The 16460-nt window shown below is 59.4% G+C and carries 19 protein-coding genes; 14 read left to right on the forward strand and 5 right to left on the reverse strand.

Annotated elements, in window-relative coordinates; all coding sequences use genetic code 11:
- The first annotated feature begins 102 nt into the window (after positions 1 to 102).
- From AOA62_RS03015 to AOA62_RS03045, 7 genes are all read left to right on the forward strand, one after another.
- Positions 103 to 1122, forward strand: coding sequence for a LacI family DNA-binding transcriptional regulator (locus AOA62_RS03015; RefSeq protein WP_017136864.1), 1020 nt, complete (start codon positions 103 to 105; stop codon positions 1120 to 1122).
- Positions 1106 to 2110, forward strand: coding sequence for an ABC transporter substrate-binding protein (locus AOA62_RS03020; RefSeq protein ID WP_099547796.1), 1005 nt, complete (start codon positions 1106 to 1108; stop codon positions 2108 to 2110). The genes AOA62_RS03015 and AOA62_RS03020 overlap by 17 nt, the downstream gene beginning before the upstream one ends.
- Positions 2111 to 2929: an iron ABC transporter permease gene (locus AOA62_RS03025; protein WP_099547797.1), complete on the forward strand. Its 819-nt coding sequence runs from the start codon at positions 2111 to 2113 to the stop codon at positions 2927 to 2929.
- A complete protein-coding gene (locus AOA62_RS03030; protein ID WP_017136861.1) occupies positions 2926 to 3720 on the forward strand; it encodes an ABC transporter permease in 795 nt (264 codons plus the stop codon). The genes AOA62_RS03025 and AOA62_RS03030 overlap by 4 nt, the downstream gene beginning before the upstream one ends.
- On the forward strand, positions 3717 to 4748 hold the full coding sequence (locus AOA62_RS03035; protein WP_099547798.1) for an ABC transporter ATP-binding protein: 1032 nt from the start codon (positions 3717 to 3719) through the stop codon (positions 4746 to 4748). The genes AOA62_RS03030 and AOA62_RS03035 overlap by 4 nt, the downstream gene beginning before the upstream one ends.
- A gap of 9 nt (positions 4749 to 4757) precedes the next feature.
- Entirely contained in the window at positions 4758 to 5591 is an 834-nt protein-coding gene (locus AOA62_RS03040) for a phosphodiesterase (protein WP_099547799.1), read from the forward strand.
- Positions 5592 to 5729: 138 nt separating this feature from the next.
- The gene (locus AOA62_RS03045) at positions 5730 to 7049 is read left to right on the forward strand and encodes an OprD family porin (protein ID WP_099547800.1); all 1320 of its coding nucleotides are present in this window, start codon (positions 5730 to 5732) and stop codon (positions 7047 to 7049) included.
- A 3-nt stretch (positions 7050 to 7052) separates the two neighbouring features.
- Here the strand turns inward: AOA62_RS03045 and AOA62_RS03050 are convergent, their stop codons facing one another.
- Positions 7053 to 7466 (reverse strand): GNAT family N-acetyltransferase, encoded by a 414-nt coding sequence (locus AOA62_RS03050; RefSeq protein ID WP_240792812.1) that lies wholly within the window; start codon positions 7464 to 7466, stop codon positions 7053 to 7055.
- A 226-nt stretch (positions 7467 to 7692) separates the two neighbouring features.
- On the opposite strand from AOA62_RS03050, the gene AOA62_RS03055 reads away from it, so the two are divergent.
- Together AOA62_RS03055 and AOA62_RS03060 are read left to right on the forward strand one after the other, a co-directional pair.
- Positions 7693 to 8298, forward strand: a complete 606-nt coding sequence (locus AOA62_RS03055; protein WP_099547802.1) for a LysE family translocator — start codon at positions 7693 to 7695, stop codon at positions 8296 to 8298.
- Positions 8299 to 8624: 326 nt separating this feature from the next.
- Positions 8625 to 9167, forward strand: a complete 543-nt coding sequence (locus AOA62_RS03060; RefSeq protein ID WP_026013690.1) for a DUF924 family protein — start codon at positions 8625 to 8627, stop codon at positions 9165 to 9167.
- A gap of 41 nt (positions 9168 to 9208) precedes the next feature.
- Here the strand turns inward: AOA62_RS03060 and AOA62_RS03065 are convergent, their stop codons facing one another.
- Entirely contained in the window at positions 9209 to 10648 is a 1440-nt protein-coding gene (locus AOA62_RS03065; protein ID WP_099547803.1) for a hypothetical protein, read from the reverse strand.
- 269 nt (positions 10649 to 10917) lie between these two features.
- Here AOA62_RS03065 and AOA62_RS03070 point away from each other — a divergent pair, with 269 nt between their 5' ends.
- From AOA62_RS03070 to yfcF, 3 genes are all read left to right on the forward strand, one after another.
- Positions 10918 to 11808: a hypothetical protein gene (locus AOA62_RS03070; protein ID WP_256592271.1), complete on the forward strand. Its 891-nt coding sequence runs from the start codon at positions 10918 to 10920 to the stop codon at positions 11806 to 11808.
- Positions 11809 to 11869: 61 nt separating this feature from the next.
- Complete coding sequence (locus AOA62_RS03075) at positions 11870 to 12745, forward strand: hypothetical protein (RefSeq protein ID WP_256592272.1); 876 nt, start codon at positions 11870 to 11872, stop codon at positions 12743 to 12745.
- Between the two features lie 98 nt (positions 12746 to 12843).
- Positions 12844 to 13476, forward strand: a complete 633-nt coding sequence (gene yfcF / locus AOA62_RS03080; protein ID WP_099547806.1) for a glutathione transferase — start codon at positions 12844 to 12846, stop codon at positions 13474 to 13476.
- Positions 13477 to 13479: 3 nt separating this feature from the next.
- On the opposite strand, the gene AOA62_RS03085 is transcribed toward yfcF, so the two are convergent.
- Positions 13480 to 13725, reverse strand: a complete 246-nt coding sequence (locus tag AOA62_RS03085; RefSeq protein WP_017136849.1) for a hypothetical protein — start codon at positions 13723 to 13725, stop codon at positions 13480 to 13482.
- Positions 13726 to 13868: 143 nt separating this feature from the next.
- Here AOA62_RS03085 and AOA62_RS03090 point away from each other — a divergent pair, with 143 nt between their 5' ends.
- Positions 13869 to 14513 (forward strand): ATPase, encoded by a 645-nt coding sequence (locus AOA62_RS03090; protein WP_099547807.1) that lies wholly within the window; start codon positions 13869 to 13871, stop codon positions 14511 to 14513.
- Positions 14514 to 14546: 33 nt separating this feature from the next.
- On the forward strand, positions 14547 to 14888 hold the full coding sequence (locus AOA62_RS03095) for a hypothetical protein (RefSeq protein ID WP_099547808.1): 342 nt from the start codon (positions 14547 to 14549) through the stop codon (positions 14886 to 14888).
- A gap of 53 nt (positions 14889 to 14941) precedes the next feature.
- Here the strand turns inward: AOA62_RS03095 and AOA62_RS03100 are convergent, their stop codons facing one another.
- Positions 14942 to 15688, reverse strand: a complete 747-nt coding sequence (locus AOA62_RS03100; protein ID WP_017136846.1) for a creatininase family protein — start codon at positions 15686 to 15688, stop codon at positions 14942 to 14944.
- 30 nt (positions 15689 to 15718) lie between these two features.
- On the reverse strand, positions 15719 to 16432 hold the full coding sequence (locus tag AOA62_RS03105) for a murein L,D-transpeptidase catalytic domain family protein (protein WP_017136845.1): 714 nt from the start codon (positions 16430 to 16432) through the stop codon (positions 15719 to 15721).
- Positions 16433 to 16460: the final 28 nt, after the last annotated feature.

Genomic DNA, 16460 nt, shown 5'->3' on the forward strand with positions numbered 1-16460 from the left:
CGTGAACCCTGGCTGCCATTAAACCGTCATCTCCCTGGCACCGTCCTGCCACATTCCCCCGTTACTGTCCTCGCCAATGAGATCGATCTCAAGCGAGTGACAATGACTGATTTGAAAGACGTTGCGCAGTTGGCCGGTGTATCCCGCGCCACTGCCGCCCGCACCTTCGCCTCCCCGGAGCAGGTGCGCGAGGCCACCCGTGAGCAGGTGTTCGCTGCTGCCCGTGAGCTGGGTTTTCGGCCCAACTTGCTCGGCCGCCAGTTGCGCCTGCAAACCACCCATCTGATCGGTGTGGTGGTGCCCAACCTGCTCAACCCGGTGTTTGCCGAACAGTTCCAGGCCATGGAGCGCGCAGCGCGGCTGCGTGGCTACAGCTTGTTGCTGGCGACCACCGATTACAGCTGCGAGCGCGAAAGCGTGGTGGTCGAAGAGCTGCTGCGCCAGCGTGTGGATGGCTTGGTGCTGACCGTCACCGACGCCGAGAGCAGCAGCGTGCTGAACAGCCTGGCTATGGAGCAAACCCCGTTTGTGCTGGCTTACCACCAGCCGAGCAACCCCGGCTACAGCGCGGTGTCGGTTGATAACCGCGCGGGCATGGCGCTGGCCACGCGGTATTTGCTTGAGGCCGGGCACCGACGCATCAGCATGGTCGCCGGGCCTGCCTTGCAATCGGACCGTGCGCGACTGCGCTACGCCGGGTATTGCGATGCGATGAAAGCGTATGGCCTTCAACCGCGCGCCGTGATCGAAATGCCGGCGCACACCCAGGCCGAATTTGCCGCGATCCAGCCGTATCTGCAAGGCCCGGACGCGCCCACGGCGTTGGTGTGCTCTAACGATTTCCTGGCCATCAGCCTGATCGCCGAACTGCGCCGCAATGCCTGGAATGTGCCCGAGCAACTGTCGGTGATGGGCTTTGACGGTATCTCCCTTGGCACCCAGATGCACCCGACCCTGTGCAGCGTGGTGCAGCCCATTGCACTGCTGGCCAGCACGGTGATTGACCAACTGCTGGCGCAAATCGCCGGTAACGCCCCGATTTCCCATTGCTTGCCTTGCCATATCCGGCCGGGCGAAAGCACTCAACCCCATGAGGAGCCCCTCGATGCGCGCATTCAGTAAAACCCTGGCCGCTGTGTTGCTGTGCGGTGTGGCCAGCCTGGCCCAGGCCGCCGAAACCGCGATTTGCTACAACTGCCCGCCGGACTGGGCCGACTGGGGCACGCAGCTCAAGGCCATTGCCGCCAGCACTGGCGTACAGGTGCCGCTGGACAACAAGAACTCCGGCCAGTCGCTGGCGCAACTGGTGGCGGAAAAGGCCGCCCCGGTCGCTGACGTCGTGTACTACGGCGTGACGTTCGGTTTACAAGCGCAAAAAGCCGGGGTGGTGGAGGGTTACAAACCCCAGGGCTGGGAGCAGATTCCCGCAGGCTTGAAAGACCCCGAGGGCCGATGGTTCGCCATCCATTCGGGCACCCTGGGCATCATGGTCAACATCGACGCGCTCGGCGGTTTGCCGGTGCCGCAGAGCTGGGCCGACCTGCTCAAGCCGCAATACAAAGGCATGGTCGGCTACCTCGACCCCTCCAGCGCATTCGTCGGCTACGTGTCTGCCGTGGCCATCAACCGTGCCTTGGGCGGCGACCTGGATAACTTCGCCCCGGCCATCGACTATTTCCAGAAACTGGCGAAAAACGCGCCCATCGTGCCCAAGCAAACTGCCTATGCACGGGTGCTGTCCGGTGAATTGCCGATCCTGGTGGATTACGACTTCAACGCCTACCGTGCCCGCTACAAGGACAACGCCAACGTTGCCTTTGTGATCCCGCAAGAGGGCAGCATCAGCGTGCCGTATGTGATGAGCCAAGTGGCCAATGCGCCGCATCGCGCCAACGCCGAGAAGGTGCTCGACTTCGTGCTCTCGGACCAGGGCCAGGCGCTGTGGGCCAAGGCGTACCTGCGCCCGGTGCGCCCGGTGAAAATGCCGGCCGAGGTCGCCGCACAGTTCTTGCCCGACAGCGATTACGCCCGCGCGGGTGTCGTGGACTACCAGAAAATGGCCGCGGTGCAGGAAGCTTTCGCCGCCCGCTACCTCAACGAGGTCAAGTAAGTGGCAACTTCGACCCGACACGCGGCCTGGGCGCTGGCCCCGGCTTTTGCGGTGCTGCTCGCCTTTTGGCTGTTGCCGTTGGCGCACCTGGTGGTGTTGGGCGCCGACAGCCGTGACAGCAACGGCAGCGGCTATTGGCAGGTGCTGAGCAGCGCGCAATACCTGGGCAGCCTTGGGCAAACCCTGATGCTTGCGATAGTGGTGACGCTGGTCGCGCTGTTGATCGGTGGCATCAGCGGTGTGTTTCTGGCACGCCAGCAGTTTTTAGGGCGTTCGGCGTTGGTGGCGCTGCTCACGTTTCCCTTGGCATTTCCTGGCGTGGTGGTGGGCTTCCTGGTGATTCTGTTGGCGGGGCGTCAAGGCTTGTTTGCGGCGCTGGGGATGCACTTGGCCGGTGAGCGCTGGATCTTTGCCTATTCGTTGGCGGGGTTGTTTGTCGGCTACCTGTACTTTTCGATCCCACGGGTGATTCTCACGGTGATGGCTGCGTGCGAAAGCCTCGATCGCAGCCTCGAGGAGGCCGCGCATTCGTTGGGCGCGGGGCATTGGCGCGTGGTGTGTGACGTGATCGTGCCGGGCTTGGCGCCGGCGCTGGCTTCTTGCGGGGCCATCTGCTTTGCCACCTCCATGGGCGCTTTCGGCACGGCCTTCACCCTGGGTACACGCCTGAATGTCACACCGGTGGCGATCTACAACGTGTTCACCAATTACGCCAACTTTGCCGTGGCAGCCGCGCTGTCGGTGGTGCTCGGCGCGGTAACCTGGGCGGTGCTGTTGCTGACACGACGCCTGGTTAAAAACGCGGGGACTGTCCTGTGAAGCGCTCATCGCTGTTTGTGATTCAACTGCTGTTCACCCTGCTGGTGTGCGCTTTCATGCTGGTGCCGGTGTTGATGTCGTTGTTGGCCGGGTTGACGCGCAATTTCTTTGTCGGCCTGTCCAGCGGCTTGACCTTCGATTGGCTGATCCAGGTGTGGCAGGCCTACTCGCCGACGGTGTGGCTGTCGCTGCAATTGGCGCTGGCCTGCGCAGTGTGCGTCTGTGTGTTGGGTGTGCCCGCAGCGTATGCGTTAGTGCGCATGAACAACCGCTTCAGCCGTGCGTTTGAGGAACTGATGGTTCTGCCGGTAGCGATGCCGGGGCTCGCCAGTGCGTTGGCGTTACTGCTGACCTACGGCCAGTTCGGCACCTTTCGCAGCAGTTGGCTGTTCATTCTTGTCGGTCACGTACTGTTCACGCTGCCGTTTCTGGTACGCCCGGTGATGGCGGTGATGCAACGCCAGCACCTGCCAGTGCTGGAAGAGGCCGCCGCGAGCCTGGGGGCCGGGCCGATCAAGCGTTTTTTCAGTGTGGTGGTACCCAACTGCCGGGCGGGGATTCTGGCGGGCGTACTGATGGTGGTCACCCTGAGCCTGGGTGAGTTCAACCTGACGTGGATGCTTCACACGCCGATGACCAAAACCTTGCCGGTCGGTCTGGCCGACAGCTATGCCTCGGCGCGCCTGGAAATCGCCAGCGCCTACACCCTTATCTTTTTGCTGATGATCGTGCCGCTGCTGATTGCGTTGCAGGCCATCAGTGCTCGTTTGTCCCGTGGAGAGCGTCGATGACTGCTATCACTATCCGCCTGAAGGGCTGTCGCAAGGCGTTCGCCGACGGCACCGTGGCCGTGCATGACTTGAACCTGACCGTCGAAGGCGGTGAAACCCTGGCGATTCTCGGCCCGTCCGGCTGCGGCAAAACTACCACCCTGCGGCTGATCGCCGGGCTGGAACGCCCGGACGTGGGGCAGGTGTTTTTCGGCGGCCAGGACGTCACCCGCCTGCCGATCGAGCGCCGCGATGTGGGCATGGTGTTCCAGAATTACGCGCTGTTTCCCAACCTGGATGTGGCCGGGAACATCGTCTATGGCTTGAAGATTCGCGGCCTGTCGCCCGTTGCGCGCAACAAGCGTTGTGAAGAACTGCTGGAACTGGTGGGTTTGCAGAACCACGGCAAACGCAGCATCCACGAATTGTCCGGGGGCCAGCGCCAACGCGTGGCCCTGGCGCGAGCCTTGGCGCCGCGCCCCAAAGTGCTGTTGCTGGACGAGCCGTTGGCAGCCCTGGATGCGCAATTACGCGAGCGTTTGCGCAGTGAGTTGGATGAGCTGTTGCGTGGGTTGGGCATCACCTCGGTATTTGTCACCCACGACCAAGGCGAAGCCATGGCCCTGGGCGATCGCATCCTGGTCATGGAGCAGGGCCGTGTTGCGCAACTGGCCAGCCCGCGGGAGATCTACCAGCAACCGGCCAATGCGTTCGTCGCAGGCTTTGTCGGCAACCTCAATGCCTTTGTGGTGCTTGATCGCACCGCCCACGGCCTGAAAGTCTGCGGCGGCGAGTTGCCGTGGCACAGGGCTGACTCGCCGAGCACCGTCTATTGCCGGCCCGAACACTTGCGGGTGATGGAAGACGAAGGGCACGTGCACGGCCATCTTGTGGCGCAATTCTTCCAGGGTGCACAAAGCCGTCTGCTGGTGGATGTCGGTGGCGCCCAACCGCTGCTGGTGGACAGCAGCGACAACCTATTGCACAGCGTCGGCGCACCGATTGCCCTGGCGATTGCGCCACACAAGTTATTTACCCTCAATGCTTGAGAATTTACTGTGAACCGTCCGTTTGTTGTTGCCCAGATCAGCGACCTGCACCTGAAAGCCGGTAATCGCCTCACCTATGGCGTGGTCGACACGCTGGGCGCACTGCGCCGTGCCGTCGACCATCTGAATGCCAGTGACCCACGGCCCGACATCGTGGTGGTCAGCGGCGACCTGGTGGATTTTGGTCGCGCCGATGAATACGCCGTGCTGCACCCGGAGCTGTCGCGCCTGCACATGCCTTGCTATGTGGTGCCGGGCAACCATGACACGCGTGGGCCGTTGCTGGATGCATTCGGCGATCACCGCTATTTGCCGACGTCGGCGGATGGCCCGCTGGACTGGGTTGTGGATGAGCACCCGTTGCGCTTGATCGGCCTCGATTCGACCATCCCCGGTGGCCATGGCGGGCAGTTGCTGGAAAGCCAGTTGCAGTGGCTGGACGCGCAATTGGCGTTGCGCCCGCATGTACCGACCCTGCTGATCCTGCATCACCCGCCGTTTATCAGCGGCATCGGTCATATGGACCGTGAACCTTTTATCAACGCGGCTGCGCTGGAAAAGGTCGTCTCCCGCCACCCACAAGTGGAGCGTCTGTTGTGCGGCCATTTGCACCGCCCGATGCAGCGGCGTTTTGGCGGCAGCCTGAGTTGTGTCTGCCCCGGCACCTCCCACCAGATCGTACTCGACCTGCAAGACGCCGCGCCCGCGCATTTCAACCTGGAGCCGGCGGGTTACCTGTTGCATCGCTGGGATGAACAGCACGGGTTGATCAGCCACAACGGTGTGTTCGGGGACTACCCGGGGCCCTATCCGTTTTATGACGCCCATGGATTGATTGACTGAGGTTTCACGGAGGTCCACTTCCTTACAATCAGGTAATTGAACGTTAGTTAACGCAGCGACCCACTCACGTTTGGTCGCGTGCATCCTGCTGCCCTTTTTTGCGCCCGGAACTTGGATTCCGCGCCGGAGTTCGCCTTGATGAAAGCCACTTTGAATGTTTTAAGCGTATTGACCGGCGGCTTGGGCATTGCCCTGAGCCCCTTGGCCTCGGCTGACTTTCTGAACGACAGCAAAGCCAACCTGAACATGCGTAACTTCTATTTCAACAACGATAACCGCGACGGCACCGCCGCGCCGTCGAAGACCGAAGAGTGGGGCCAGGCCTTTATTCTCAACTACCAGTCGGGCTTTACCGACGGCACCGTAGGCTTTGGCCTGGATGCTATCGGCATGCTCGGCCTGACCCTCGACAGTGGTGCCGGCCGCCATGTCGGCAGCTCGATGATCCCCAACGATGACGGCAAAGCCGCCGACAGCTGGGCCCGTGGCGGTGCGACCGCCAAGGCGCGTTTCGCCAAGAGCGAGCTGCGCTACGGCTACCTGCGCCCAAACCTGCCGATTCTGGTGAGCAACGATGGCCGTCTGTTGCCACAGTCTTTCGAAGGTGGGCAGATCACCAGTAAAGACATCGACAACCTGACCTTGATTGGCGGCCAACTGCAACACACCACCGGCCGCGGGTCCAGCGACCGCAGTGGCCTGGCAGCGGCAGGCGGCACCCAGGAAAGCAATAAATTCAACTACGCCGGTGCTGACTATCAAGTAAACAAGGACCTGCTGGTGCAGTACTACTACGCCAACCTTGAAGACTATTACCAACAACACTTTGCCGGGCTGATCCATGTGTTGCCGTTGGGTGACTACGGCTCACTGAAAACCGATCTGCGTTATTTCAAGACCACCTCCGACGGCAAAAACAGTAACGCCGCCGGCCGTGCAGAAGGCTATAAGTTCAGCGGCTATACCAAGAACGGCACGGGGGAGATCGACAACAACACCTGGAGCGCCGCGTTCATCTATTCGCTCGGCCCGCACGCCATTACCGCCGGTTATCAGCAAGTCTCGGACGACAGCAACTTCGCCCAACTCAACCAGGGCGGGCTGGTGAATAAAGGGGAGGGCGGCTCGAGCCTGTACCTCTACACCGATCGTACCGTGCAAACGTTTATCCAGGCTGGTGAACGCACGGCCTTCGCCCAATACGCCTACGACTTCGTCGCGCTCGGCGTGCCCGGCCTGAAAGCGTCGGTGATGTACTTGAAGGGCGACCACATCCTCACCGCCAGCGGCAACAACGCCAGCGAATGGGAACGGGATATCTCCCTGGACTACGTGGTGCAAAGCGGCCCGTTCAAGAACGTCGGGTTCGGCTGGCGCAATGGCGTGTCGCGCAGCGAAGTCGCGCGGGACCAGGACCAGAACCGGGTATTTGTGAATTACTCGATTCCGTTGATGTAAGGCTCAAGGTCCGGTGACGCCCGGCACAAGCGATTTCGCGTGGGTTGCTGTGCCATTGGTTATCTGATGAAAGCCGCAGCGCAGATAAAACGCTGCGGCTTCTGGTGTATCGGTGGTCAGGTGCACCTGTTGAAAATGTGCCGCTGCGTGTTCCAATAACCGTTGCACCAGCGCCTTGCCAACGTTGTGTCTGCGCATTGAGGGGGCAACGTATACGCGGCGTAACCGGCCGGTGTCTGGATTGGAGTACGGATCACGTGAAACACCTCCGATCGCAATCAACAGGTCGTGACGAAACACGCCTAATAGGCACTCACCAGGTTTGTCAAACCGCAGGGTGCCGTTTTCCCATTCGCTGATAAGCCGGGTCAAAAATCTGACCGCATTGGATGATTCTATCGTTTGGCCGGCTGACACTCTACCTGTGGCGAGGGAGCTTGCTCCCGCTGGGGCGCGCAGCGGCCCCGATTTAATGTGTAGCGGGCGCCCAGGGACTCACTACAGAGTGTGGCTTCGGGACTGCTGCGCAGCCCAGCGGGAGCAAGCTCCCTCGCCACGTGTGCGCCAATCAACCACAAACGTTCAAGATTGCGCACCACCCCGCTCAGTAGACTCGCCCGACTTCTTCTACTGCAGGTTCGCCATGGACATTTTCCTTTACGCGTTCAGCGTCATGTACAGCCCCGGTCCGGTCAATTTGATGGGCCTCAATGCCGGGCTTACGGGCAAATTGCGTCGCTCCAGCGGTTTCTACATCGGCGTGGGGTGCGCGATGCTGCTGATGTTCGTGCTGTTTGGCTACACCGGCGAAGCGATCATCTCCCAGGCGGCGCTGCCGTATATTTCTTTGATTGGCGGTGTGTACACGCTGTACCTCGCCTACCAGGTGTTCACCGCACGTACCGAGGTGGATGACGCCCCAAGCACGCCTGCCAAGACCTTGACCTTCTGGAATGGCCTGGTGATCCAGTTGCTCAACCCCAAGGGCATCGTCGCGGTGTTGCCAATCACTAGCGTGATGTTGCCGGCGGCGCATATTACCGGGGCCTCGATCTTTGGCGTATCGGCCTTGCTGGGGCTGGGGGCGGTCGGCGCGCCGTGGGTTTACGCATTGTTGGGCGCACTGTTGGGGCGGCGGATCAACGGGGCGGCGGCGTTTACCTGGTTCAACCGCTGCATGGGGCTGGCGTTGGCCGGGTGTGCGTATTTCATGTTTCACGCGTTCTACCTGCACGTTATTGCGCCTTGAACCCGGTGGCGCGCAGTTTCAGGCCACAGGGCGCTTGAGCTCAATGGCATCAAGACTTTTCCAGCGGTACAGCATCACCGAGATCGCGCAGTTGGCGACAAAGATCCCGTTGATGTTGTACCCGACAGCTTGTTGCGCACTTGGCTATTGGAGTCGCTGAAAACCTGGGCAGGACGGTGGATCATCAGGTAAACCCTATGTGCAATGGTGCGACCGCGCGCAAGCTTGCGCAGCCCATGTGGGACACTTGATGGATATCGCCGACGTCGATGATGAAGTCTGTGCGGCTTTTTTTGTGTTAAGTGTTGGAGAGGACGATGACGAGCATGAACGAACAATCCGCCGAGGCAGTGATCGCGTTCTGGAAGCAGGCAGGGCCAAAACGCTGGTTCGCCAAGGACGACGCGTTTGACGCAGCCTTTCGCGAGACCTTTCACGCCACGCATATGCAAGCCGCCCGGCGTGAGTTGGAAAGCTGGCTGGATTCGGCGCAGGGTGCGCTGGCCTTGCTGATTTTGCTGGATCAATACCCGCGCAATGCGTTTCGCGGCACGGCCCATATGTTTGCCACCGACCCGCTGGCGCGTTTGTATGCGCGGCGGGCGGTGGACGCCGGGTTGGATCAACAGATCGAGCCCGAACTGCGCGCCTTCTGTTATCTGCCGTTTGAACATTCCGAAGACCCGGCGGACCAGCAGCGTTCGTTGGCGCTGAACCAGTATTTGGATGCCAGCACCTACCATTGGGCCAAGGAGCACGCGGATATCATTGAACGGTTTGGGCGGTTTCCCCATCGCAACGCGGTATTGGCCAGGGCAACCACCCAACCCGAGCATGAGTTTCTCAAGGCCGGTGGTTTCGCCGGCTAGGCCGTGATCGTTCCCATTGCGTGGGAGCGATCATGGGCCTCCTAGACCTCGGTGGGTGCCAAGGCTGCCTTGGCGCCCACCGGACGAAAGCGCCGCAACCCCTTGAGGTCGACCGCCCAGCGCAAGGCTTCGGTGGCCGACGGGCGCTGGCCATGGCTGATTGCGCTGTCATCCTGAGTGAGCGTGCCGAGGTAACCCTGGGCACCGCCGCGCTCGCTCCAGTATTGGGTGTGGCTGAGCCAGGAGCGGGCGAGCCAGCCTTTCCAGGTGCCTACGGTGACGGGTAAATCCAGCACGCCTGCACCCATCACCGGCTTGACCGGGCCGCCGACGATATCGCCAAACAAGCCGTAGGGCGCGGGAAAGTAGAGGTTGGTCCAGCGCGTCACGGCAAACGCCGCAGCATGGTGCAGGTACTGCGGGGTAAACGGTTTTTGCCCAAGCATCACTGGCTTGCGTGCGTTATAGCCATAGCCCTTGGTGTCTTCGGTCGGTGGGCAGGCCGGCGCTTCGCGGCGTTCAATGCGTTTTTTGAAGTCACTCACACTGCGGCCCAACAACAGGCTGGCGTGGGCCATCGGGCTGCCGACGGTGACCAGGTCGCTGATGCGCCACGGATTGCCCAGGCCGCGTTGCTCGATAAATGCCTGGGCCTGCTGCTCGCGGAACCTCAAGGTGCTGCCCAGGCTGCCATCGAGGGCGGCGCCGGCGTTGGGCAATGCTTCATTAATCACCGGTTGCAACGTGGCATTGGCGGCATAACGGCTGGCCAGCTCGCGGTTGCTGGGGATCACCTGGGTCAATTGGTCGTGGTGTTCATGCCACAGGTAACCGACGATGTCGTAAGCAATCACGCTGCCCAGGCTGTGGCCGACGACGATGATACGGTCGTAGTCGCCCTGGTTGTGCAGGGCGCGCAGCAACGCCACCCCGTCTGCGCGGATCTGTTCGCGAATCACCACGTTCTGCGGGTTGGGACTCAAGTAGCGCGCCGCATCGCCGAGGTAAGACAGCGCTGAATAGCGCAACCCTAGCCCGATGGCGCCAAGCAGCAGTGGCAACAGTGCGAACGGATTGTCACTGGGCTCGAACCCGCCCCAGGCCGTGGCTAGAGTGCCACTGGCAATCAGCAGCAGGAGCACCATCAGCGTCCAGCGCGTGGTGCGCCAGATCGGCACGATGGCCTCGGGAATGTCACGGCGCGGGCGTTTGAAAATATCCCATAGCCAGCCCAGCAGGTGACCGACCTTGGTGCCCTGCATTTTGTGGGCCCAGTAGTATTCATAGAAGTCCGTGGAGGTGCGACCTGACGACTTCAGTACGCGCAGGTCGAAATTGCGCGAAAGCCGGTCTGGCTTGCTCCAGTAAAACGGTGTGCCATCGGGCGGGGCGGCAGGGATCATCGCTTCGACGAAGCCGCGTAGCGTGTCCATTGGGCGCTGTTCGCCGATGCCGTGGATAACCACAACTGCTTGTTTCATAAGCTTATCTTCCTTGAAAGCTATGGGGGTAATGCGACGAATACCGGGGCGGTTTTGCTTCGTGGCCAAGAGCTATGATATTGCCATCAATGCGACTGATTCCGCCAGGAATGCACTCGGTGCGCCAGACACTTTTTACGCCAGCCCTGTTAATTCTGACAGTAGACGGAGTATTGGATTCGGCGTGTAGTGCTGTGAGTCCGCCCAGGTGAGGGCGGGTACCTACCTGTTACTGAGGTAGGTGCTCTTAGGCCCCAGGAGTGTCGATCATGTCCGATTCAAGCCAAGCCCCGCGTGAAGTCTGCTGCACCGTTGTATCTGAGCAGTGCCATGAAGATCACAAGGCCTGCCTCGATCATGGGGAGGTGGCGCACGTGCATATTCATGTTCATGTACACCATAAATGCTGTTCGACGGGGGCGGTGTCCGTACCCGTACCCGTGCCGGTGGCCGAAAAAAAATTGCCAGTTATCAGGCTTGGTTTTACCAATATTGCAATTGGCAGTCCGAATTATTCTAAAGTGATGCCGCAGGTCAAGTTGCCAGCCAACTATGGTGCAGAGGGCACGTATAATAAAATTCAATCTGTCATTACGTTTGATGCGATGGCCGATATTGTATCGGTCACCGTAACCGCTGCCGAACTCAAGGCTAAATATGACGTGCTGTCGGTAGGGCTGCATGTGAGTACGTTTACCGTGGCACAAGCTGCCAAGTTGAAAGCGTATGCCGATTTGGGCGGTGTCTTGCTGCTGACCTGTGATAATAGTACTGCGGCTGGCATGACAAATGTTCTGCAGGTATTTGGGCATACCGGCTCCTTTGTTAGCAGTGCTATAGGGAGTTACACCGGGGTCTCCTCTGCGTCGGAAAACTTCAGTGACTGTTTTGGTGATTCGTCTGGGCTGCCACTTAAGGGGGGAGGATTACTTGTGATAACCGCCGCACAACTTCCAGCCGGCAGCAGGGTGTTAGCTACCTTTGGTTCTAATGTGCTTTTTTGGGTGGTAGGAGGGACAAAGGGTCGGGTGATCGCCTTTAGTGATATAGACCTGGCGGTGATTGATGTCGATGGCGCTACGATCGATAACGGGCAAGAGAGATTTGTAAATAATATGATGGCTTATGTTTTTGATCAGGTGCTGGTGAGCGCGGAATAAGCGCATATGCGGTCGGCAGTAACGTTCCGGTAAGTTTGCTAAGCTTATAGGAGTTTTGAATATGTCTGATTCAAGCCAGTCCCCGCGTGAAATCAGTGGTGTCGTAGTTTCTGAGACGTGCCGTGAAGATCACAAGAACTGCCTCAGTGGTGAAGAGGTGCATATACACGTGCATGTTCATGTGCACCGTCATTGTTGTTCGGCGGCGACTGCGGCCGTGACCAAGCCAGTAAAGTTGCAGGTTATAAAGTTTGGTTTTACGAGTGTCGCCATTGGTAATTCAAGTTACCCCAATTTGATGGCGCAGGTTAAAGAGCCCGCAAATTACGGACCCAACGGGACTTATAATAAAATCCAGTCTGTAGACGCTATTGATGCCGCGGCAGATATTGTTGCTCCCTCTATAACGGCTGCTGAATTGAAGGCTAAATATGATGTGCTGTCTGTCGGGTTACATAATAGTAGTTTTACCGTGGCACAAGCAGATAGGTTGAAAGAATATGCAGCGCTAGGCGGCGTCTTACTGTTAGCCTGTAATAATGGCGCCGCTGTAGGCATGTTGAATGTTTTACAGCGATTTGGGCATACCGGTACGCTTGCTGGCGTGCCTGTTGTGGGGGTTTACAGTGGCTTGTCTTCCACAACGGAAAACTTGAGCAGCTATTTCGGCAACTCTTCAGGCGTGACAATCAAGGGGTCTGCATCACTTGCAATGACTGCAACACAACTTCCCCCAGGCAGCAAGGTGTTGGCTACTTTTGGTGCTAATGTGCTTTTTTGGTTGGTAGGCGGCACGATGGGCCGAGTGATCGCATTCAGTGATATTGAACTTACCACCACTGAGGTTTCAGGCACCACGGTAGACAATGGGCAAGAGAAGTTCTTGAATAACATGATGGGCTATGTATTTGATCAGGTGTTGGCAAACGCTGGATAAGGGCTCGCATTCCCACTTGGAATGCCCCCATAAAAATCGCGCATTGTCTTTCCAGCTGCCGATCTCGTAGCGTGGGCATTCACCCAAGGAGAGCCTTTATGCCGTCACCGTCTTTGCGCCTTTATGTCGATGCTCAATTCACCAGCCCCTACGCCATGTCGGTATTCGTCACCCTGCTGGAAAAGGGCATGACCTTCGAAACCGTCACCCTTGACCTGGACACGGCGCAAAACCAGGCGGCGGAATTTGTCCAACTGTCCCTGACTCAGCGTGTGCCCACGTTGGTGGAAGGCGACTTCGCCTTGTCGGAGTCCTCTGCAATCAGCGAATACCTGGATGAGGCTTTGCCCCAGACCACGGTATACCCGACGGACTTAAAACAGCGGGCGAGGGCGCGGCAGGTTCAGGCGTGGTTGCGCAGCGACTTGCAGGCTATTCGCCAGGAACGTTCGACGCTGGTGGTGTTCTATGGGCAGAAGATGCCGCCGTTGTCGCCTGCGGGTGAGGCGGCCGCGCACAAGTTGATTCAGGCGGCACAGGCGTTATTGGCAGGCAACCCGCTGTACCTGTTCGGTGCGTGGTCGATAGTCGATGTGGACCTGGCGGTGATGCTCAACCGTTTGATCCTCAACGGTGACAACGTGCCCGCCGAGTTGGTGGCCTATGCACAACACCAATGGCAGCGGCCTTCCGTGCAGGCCTGGGTCAACCTGCACCGCCCGGCGCTCTAGGGGTTACAGCCATTCCTGGGCCACACGCCGGCCCAGGTCTTCCCAATCGGCCATGCCCAACACCCGCGTGGTGTTCAAGCCGCGCAGGTAACCGAGCAGTTGCTGGGCGCTGGCGTAACGCAGGTCGGCGTCTGCGGTGTCGTCCTGCAGCACGTTCTCATATTCAACCAGGTAATCGGCGACCCGCTCGCGAAACTCCGGCAATACGGCTTCGCGGATGCGGTCGAAGGTTTTCTGGTGGGGCTTCATGGCGTGGTCCTTATAGGTTTTATGGAGTTAGGCTGCCTGACACTATCGGTTCAAATGATAGTCACCATCAAGGATCACACGTTCTGTTTTTGCGCCAAAAGCGGACAATCACGCCATCGACACGCTGTTCAAGGAAATGCGCGATGAGGACGATAATCCAGCTGGGCCTGATAATACTGATGCTCGGCACCACGGTGCTGGTCAACCCGGCGATTGCCGATGATCTGCGTACAAGCCATTTGCTGCCTCTCGTCGGTAGCGTAGACTCCCTGCGGCACGCGCAATCGGTGGGGGTGTTGTACAGTGAAAACACCCGCGACAACCTCAGCTACCTTGAACGCTACCACGCCATGGCCATGAACGGCGCCAAGGATGCCCTCGACGGGCGCATCCGTGAAGCGTTCGTCAACAGCTCCGACCCGGAACTGGCCATCGATTGGTTAATGAGTTCGTTGCAGGGCACTTTTCTTACAGTAACGGTCTATAGCAGCCTCGATGAATTGGTGCAGGCGCACCCGGATGTGGTGGTGGTGCTCGATACCCACAACCAGCTGCTGACCCAGCGTAACGATCAGGTTGAGGCGCGCTTTGTTGCACGGTTCTATGACGCGAACCTGCAATACATCGCCAAGGCTGAAGGTTCGGTGCACAAACAGGTGCCGTCTGTGTGGGTGCATGACAAGGCGGTGCCGGAAATTGCCGCACAGATTGAACAGCAGCGTGATGTACAGCTTGATGCGTTGAAGCAGTTCGATGTGTCGCTCAAGGCGTTGGTAAGCGCCAGTTGATGTGAACTTTTCTTTTTATACTCAGGATTTTATATGCGCGCTTTTTTCGTTCCGGCCCTGGCTGCGGCTCCTTTGTTGCTGACCGGTTGTATCACCGCTCCCAACGCTCCGAGCTTGACCCTGCAAACCAGTAAGACCCCTGAAGGCTATGTGCAGTGCGTGTTGCCCAAGCTTGAAAAACACGGCATTACCTCGACGGTGACCCAGAACTCGCGTCATGCCAAAGTGGTGTTGACCAGCAAGATTGCCGCCGATGATGTACTGGAAGCCTACAAGTCCCAGGACGGCACCAAGGTGTTCCTGTATGAGCGCAAGCCACTGGCGTCGGCGATCAAGCCATCGCGGCTTGAGTTGGCGGCGCAGGATTGCAAATAATCCGAGCCTTCACACCGTTCAAGCCAGCTCCCACATTTGGATTTATGGTGGGCCTAGGGTTTGGCTTCGTTGCTGAAGGTGTGCACCGTGTTGACCAACCCCTTGGCTGCCAACGCCACCAACTCACCGCCTTTTTCCACCGTCGCCAGCGCAGGATCAGAGCCCATGCGCCCGTCGGGGAAGCGTGCGCGAAAGTCCAGCGCTTCGCGGATCGGCCCGGTGTTGGCGATTTGTGGCGAATACTCAGCCGACTTGATCGACTCTGGGTACGCCCACTGCGTCACTGCAATTTCCGACGGCGTGGCGTGGCTGCCGTGGCCCACCGGGAATTGGCGGTGAGCCAGTTCGTTGACGCCTTCCAGGTCCCACCAGTTCACCAGCTTGAGTGCAAACCCGGCCGGGCGGCGCGCGTAGCTGGCTTCGGCGTACAGCTCGGAAAAGGCCGCCTCGATGGTGGCGATATTGCCGCCGTGACCATTCAAGAACAGGATTTTCTCGAAACCATGCCCGGCCAATGAACGCACCCAATCGCCAATGGCAGCGATAAAGGTGGAAGGGCGCAGGGAAATGGTCCCGGGAAAACCCAGGTGGTGCTGGGCCATACCGATATTGAAGGTCGGGCCGATCAGGATGTCGGCGTTTTTCTGCGCCTCGTGGGCGATGATTTCCGGGCACATCCAGTCGGTGCCCAATAGGCCGGTGGGGCCATGCTGCTCGTTGGAGCCAATGGGAATAACCACCGTGCGGCTGCGTTCCAGAAACTGCCCGATTTCGATCCAGGTGGAGGTGTGTAGAAGCATGCGACGCTCTCTTTTATCTGTGGGGACAGGCTAACCACCACGGATTGTACGACTACTCGCCACCTGTTGGGGTTTGCAGTTGAGATACGTCGACGACTTCAGCCAGCGCTGGTCCGGGTACCAGGAGAACATGAACTGCCCATCCTTGAGTTTGTCTACCACCTGGCGCGCTACTTGCGGGCGCACGGCCGGGCAACCCTGGCTGCGGCCGATTCGGCCTTCGCGCTTGCTCCACGCCGGGTTGACGTAGTCGGCCGCATGAATCACCAGTGCGCGGTCGCGGGCCTGGTCATTGAAGCCCGGCTCCAGGCCGTCCATGCGCAACGAGTAGCCGTGGGTGCCCAAGTAACTCTCCTGGGTGCGGAACAAACCCAGGCTGGATTGGTGGCTGCCTTCCCGATTGGAGAATTGCGTGGCAAAGTTTTCCCCGGATTTGGCACCATGGGCCACCAGGTCGCGCAGTACCAGGGACCTCTTGCGTAGGTCGAAGATCCACAGCCGACGGGCGGTAGAGGGCTGGGAGTAGTCAATGACGGCCAGGCGATCCGAGCGTTCCTCGCCGTTATTGACCGCGCATTGCACCGCGCTCAGGGCGCTTTTCAGTACAGTGGGATTGAGTTCTGGAGCCGAGCGCGCCAGGCTGCTATACAAAGTAGGAGGGTTGGCAGTGGCGGCGAGCGTAACATTGCTCAGCGTAGCCAGGGTCATGGCGATCAAGCCGGCGCGGCATATTAAAGTCAGCATCTACAGTACATCCCCCCCGCTGTGGATT

Origin of the sequence: Pseudomonas sp. 2995-3 (assembly GCF_002742565.1) — a bacterium.
GTDB classification, from domain to species: Bacteria; Pseudomonadota; Gammaproteobacteria; order Pseudomonadales; family Pseudomonadaceae; genus Aquipseudomonas; species Aquipseudomonas edaphica.

Excerpts from the sequence above, each read along its gene's own strand:
- AOA62_RS03015 (WP_017136864.1), top strand. The coding sequence starts at position 103 with ATGACTGATTTGAAAGACGTTGCGCAGTTGGCCGGTGTATCCCGCGCC.
- AOA62_RS03020 (WP_099547796.1), top strand. The coding sequence starts at position 1,106 with ATGCGCGCATTCAGTAAAACCCTGGCCGCTGTGTTGCTGTGCGGTGTG.
- AOA62_RS03035 (WP_099547798.1), top strand. The coding sequence starts at position 3,717 with ATGACTGCTATCACTATCCGCCTGAAGGGCTGTCGCAAGGCGTTCGCC.
- AOA62_RS03045 (WP_099547800.1), top strand. The coding sequence starts at position 5,730 with ATGAAAGCCACTTTGAATGTTTTAAGCGTATTGACCGGCGGCTTGGGC.
- AOA62_RS03055 (WP_099547802.1), top strand. The coding sequence starts at position 7,693 with ATGGACATTTTCCTTTACGCGTTCAGCGTCATGTACAGCCCCGGTCCG.
- AOA62_RS03060 (WP_026013690.1), top strand. The coding sequence starts at position 8,625 with ATGAACGAACAATCCGCCGAGGCAGTGATCGCGTTCTGGAAGCAGGCA.
- AOA62_RS03065 (WP_099547803.1), bottom strand. The coding sequence starts at position 10,648 with ATGAAACAAGCAGTTGTGGTTATCCACGGCATCGGCGAACAGCGCCCA.
- AOA62_RS03070 (WP_256592271.1), top strand. The coding sequence starts at position 10,918 with ATGTCCGATTCAAGCCAAGCCCCGCGTGAAGTCTGCTGCACCGTTGTA.
- AOA62_RS03075 (WP_256592272.1), top strand. The coding sequence starts at position 11,870 with ATGTCTGATTCAAGCCAGTCCCCGCGTGAAATCAGTGGTGTCGTAGTT.
- yfcF (WP_099547806.1), top strand. The coding sequence starts at position 12,844 with ATGCCGTCACCGTCTTTGCGCCTTTATGTCGATGCTCAATTCACCAGC.
- AOA62_RS03085 (WP_017136849.1), bottom strand. The coding sequence starts at position 13,725 with ATGAAGCCCCACCAGAAAACCTTCGACCGCATCCGCGAAGCCGTATTG.
- AOA62_RS03090 (WP_099547807.1), top strand. The coding sequence starts at position 13,869 with ATGAGGACGATAATCCAGCTGGGCCTGATAATACTGATGCTCGGCACC.
- AOA62_RS03095 (WP_099547808.1), top strand. The coding sequence starts at position 14,547 with ATGCGCGCTTTTTTCGTTCCGGCCCTGGCTGCGGCTCCTTTGTTGCTG.
- AOA62_RS03100 (WP_017136846.1), bottom strand. The coding sequence starts at position 15,688 with ATGCTTCTACACACCTCCACCTGGATCGAAATCGGGCAGTTTCTGGAA.
- AOA62_RS03105 (WP_017136845.1), bottom strand. The coding sequence starts at position 16,432 with ATGCTGACTTTAATATGCCGCGCCGGCTTGATCGCCATGACCCTGGCT.